The 2,682-nt window shown below is 61.0% G+C and carries 2 protein-coding genes and 2 pseudogenes; 2 read left to right on the forward strand and 2 right to left on the reverse strand.

Annotated features, from left to right (window positions below):
• Window positions 1–119: 119 nt before the first annotated feature.
• Window positions 120–221: pseudogene (locus tag NKH59_RS33125) on the reverse strand (LysR family transcriptional regulator); the annotation flags it as partial.
• Window positions 222–796: 575 nt separating this feature from the next.
• Here NKH59_RS33125 and NKH59_RS33130 point away from each other — a divergent pair.
• Together NKH59_RS33130 and NKH59_RS33135 are read left to right on the forward strand one after the other, a co-directional pair.
• Window positions 797–1,072, forward strand: coding sequence for an acyl carrier protein (locus NKH59_RS33130; RefSeq protein ID WP_352458906.1), 276 nt, complete (start codon window positions 797–799; stop codon window positions 1,070–1,072).
• Window positions 1,073–2,278, forward strand: a complete 1,206-nt coding sequence (locus NKH59_RS33135) for a beta-ketoacyl-[acyl-carrier-protein] synthase family protein (RefSeq protein ID WP_352453892.1) — start codon at window positions 1,073–1,075, stop codon at window positions 2,276–2,278.
• Here the strand turns inward: NKH59_RS33135 and NKH59_RS33140 are convergent.
• Window positions 2,265–2,429: pseudogene (locus tag NKH59_RS33140) on the reverse strand (LysR family transcriptional regulator); the annotation flags it as partial. The gene NKH59_RS33135 and the pseudogene NKH59_RS33140 overlap by 14 nt on opposite strands.
• Window positions 2,430–2,682 lie beyond the last annotated feature (253 nt).

The following is a 2,682-nucleotide window of genomic DNA, read 5'->3' on the forward strand; positions in this document are numbered from 1 at the left end:
GCGGCAGCGCAAGATCGTTCATGGTGGGTGTGGTCTCCGGGAAATGGTTCGGATCGGCTTAAGCAACCAAATCCTACGTCATTTCAACGGCTTGCGCCACATCCACCAACCCCCATGAATTTGGTTAGGTTGATGCGGCGTGCCGCCGCCGTGAGGCCGCGCTCGCTCAGCAGCGCGTCGAGAACGACGAGAAGATTCAGATCGAGCCCTTTGAAACGCATGTCTTAGCTATCCATAGCGTGGATGCATTTGATTGAAACAAACGATTTTACCAATTTTCCGGAATGTCGCATGGACTTGGCAGGACCTCACGTGCGCCGATCACTGCCTCTATCGCGTGGCGAGTCCCTTGAGAAGAGCCCGAAAGAGGAAATCTGTCGCATGCGGTGGAGATTGTACTGGGAATGAGAGGCAGCGCTCCGATCATGTCGAACTCTCCGACGAATGGCGGACCGGTACAATAGTTGATCGCAACTGGTCCGGAGCTATGAAACATCTCGATTACATATGAGGTGCCGAGTGAATACGCTGACAGCACCCACCGTCGCAGCGTTTAGCTGACGTTTGACGACGGTTCCTATCCATTTACACGCAGATTCTTGATGTGCTGGCGCAAAAGCGGGAGGCCGGCGACTGTTCTTCGTCATCGGGCTGACGCCGCAGAAGCCGGAACTCGTCCGGTTCCTATGGGCATTGGGCTTGGTCGGTCGCACAGGCTCTATGAGGGGCAATTTTGGCAACGCGACGCGACTCGGGTTTTGAACGACGCCGAAAACGCAAGCTGGAAAGGAACAAGATGGCAGATCAACTCGCCAACGAAATAATCGCCATTATCAAGAAGCGCGCCGCGTCGGAGGGCGGCATAGCGCCTGCCACAGGCGGCGAGATAACGGCTGCCACGGGACTGACTTCGCTCGGTATCGATTCACTGGGATTGGCGGACGTTCTCTGGGACCTGGAGCAGGCCTACGGCATCCAGATCGAGATGAATACGGCCGAGGCATGGTCGGATCTCCAGAATGTTGGGGACATGGTGGAAGCCGTGCGCAGCTTGCTCGCCAAGGGGGTGTGAATGGACAGGCGCGTCGTGATTACTGGGATTGGCGGTATTTGCGGGCTTGGGACCAACGCCGCCGCCATTTGGACAGAGATGCGAGAAGGCCGCTCCGCCATCGGCCCAATCGTCAACTCCGAGCTCCATGAATTGAGGGTCAGGATCGGTGCCGAGATCAAGGCGCTGCCGGAGCATGACATCGACGGCAAGCAACTCATCTCCATGGACCGCTTCAGCCTGCTCGCTGTGCTTGCGGCGCGCGAAGCCATGCGTCAGGCCGGACTTTCCTCCAAAGAGGGAAATAGCTATCGCTTCGGTGCGACGGTGGGCGTTGGCGGCTGCGGGTGGGATGCGATCGAGCAAACCTACCGCGCCATCCTTCTGGGCGGTAAGCGTGCCGCTCTCTTGACTGTACCCAAGGCGATGCCGGGTGCCGCTGCCGGCCAGGTCAGCATGAGTCTTGGTCTGCGCGGGCCGGTCTTCGGCGTCACGTCCGCCTGTTCCTCGGCAAACCATGCGATTGCCTGCGCGGTGGACCAGATCAGGCTCGGCCGGGCCGACGTGATGCTTGCCGGCGGCAGCGAAGCGCCGCTCATATGGGGTGTGCTGAAGGCATGGGAAGCGATCCGCGTGCTTTCGCCCGATACTTGCCGGCCATTCTCGGCCGATCGCCAGGGCCTGTCGCTTGGTGAAGGCGCCGGCATGGCGGTGCTGGAAAGCTACGAGCATGCCCTGGCTCGGGGCGCCACCATCCTTGCCGAAATTGCCGGTGCCGGCCTTTCCGCCGATGCGTCCGACATCGTCGCGCCGACTGTCGAGGGGCCGGAGGCAGCAATGCGGGCCTGCCTTGCCGATGCCAGGCTGGACGCCGAGGATGTCGACTATCTCAACGCGCACGGCACCGGCACCAAGGCCAACGACCAGATCGAGACGGCGGCGATCAAGCGCGTCTTCGGTCAGCACGCCTTCTCAATGTCCATTTCTTCTACCAAGTCCATGCACGCGCATTGCCTCGGCGCGTCCGGCGCGCTCGAGTTGATCGCCTGCGTGATGGCTATCCGCGAGAGCGTCGTGCCGCCGACTGCCAATTATCGTGAGCTGGACCCCGATTGCGATCTCGACGTCACGCCCAATGTGGCACGCGAGCGCAAGGTGCGCGTGGCACTGAGCAACTCCTTCGCCTTTGGCGGCACGAACGCGGTTCTGGCGTTCAGGCAGGTGTAGAAGCCATGAGAGATGCCTCCGGCAACATTATCTCTCGCATCCAGATGCTTGCCGGATAACTATTGTGAAGGGCGGGTCATTGACCGCCTCGGCGAATGCGGGAAGTGGCAGCGGAAGCTCGACGATCCGGGGGTATCGTCTTTGCGAAATTCTTAACTGTTGAAGCGGCTTGGACGTACCGCCGCCCCGTAAAAGGTAAGCGAGGCCCTGCGGGCTCGGCTTGAGGGTCTGAAGCTGTACACGACAATGTCTGGAAGCCGCAGGGTCGGCTCTGCGCCCGTTATAGTCGCCTGAGTGCTGCCGGCCCGGCCGCGCCGCGGGCGCCGTCAACGAACTCCTTGAACCTGCGGACCTTGCCTGTCTTGGCCGACGCTTCGAAGCGCGCCGTCGTGCTGGCCTCCAGA

The sequence above is a fragment of the Mesorhizobium sp. M0998 genome, from assembly GCF_040318885.1.
Taxonomy (GTDB): domain Bacteria; phylum Pseudomonadota; class Alphaproteobacteria; order Rhizobiales; family Rhizobiaceae; genus Mesorhizobium.

Excerpts from the sequence above, each read along its gene's own strand:
- NKH59_RS33130 (WP_352458906.1), top strand. The coding sequence starts at position 797 with ATGGCAGATCAACTCGCCAACGAAATAATCGCCATTATCAAGAAGCGC.
- NKH59_RS33135 (WP_352453892.1), top strand. The coding sequence starts at position 1,073 with ATGGACAGGCGCGTCGTGATTACTGGGATTGGCGGTATTTGCGGGCTT.